This window comes from Pseudoalteromonas sp. SR41-1, assembly GCF_014164015.1.
Taxonomy (GTDB): Bacteria; Pseudomonadota; Gammaproteobacteria; order Enterobacterales; family Alteromonadaceae; genus Pseudoalteromonas; species Pseudoalteromonas distincta.
This window is the reverse complement of record NZ_JACJEK010000060.1, coordinates 1-382: the sequence shown is the minus strand read 5'-3', so window position 1 is coordinate 382 and position 382 is coordinate 1. Positions and strand designations below refer to the sequence as shown.

2 tRNA genes are annotated in these 382 nt (G+C 47.4%); both read right to left on the bottom strand.

Annotation, left to right across the window (positions count from 1 at the left end):
* Nucleotides 1-6 precede the first annotated feature (6 nt).
* Nucleotides 7-82, bottom strand: a tRNA-Glu gene (locus tag H5118_RS20445).
* A 181-nt stretch (nt 83-263) separates the two neighbouring features.
* Nucleotides 264-339: transfer RNA gene (locus H5118_RS20440), tRNA-Glu, on the bottom strand.
* Nucleotides 340-382: the final 43 nt, after the last annotated feature.

The window sequence follows — 382 nt, the reverse complement described above, 5'->3', positions numbered from 1 at the left end:
AGTAAGTGGCGTCCCCAAGGGGATTCGAACCCCTGTTACCGCCGTGAAAGGGCGGTGTCCTAGGCCTCTAGACGATGGGGACACATAAATGTGTCACTAGGACAACTGAATTTTTAGACTCGTTTCAGGCGAGCTTTCTTAATAACACTACACTTCCCTATTAAAATAAGTAAGTGGCGTCCCCAAGAGATTAGTACTCTTGATAACGTCGTGCATAGAGAGTGCGGTGTCACACTGCTTTACACAATACTTAAAATAGTAAGTGGCGTCCCCAAGGGGATTCGAACCCCTGTTACCGCCGTGAAAGGGCGGTGTCCTAGGCCTCTAGACGATGGGGACACATAAATGTGTCACTAGGACAACTGAATTTTTAGACTCGTTT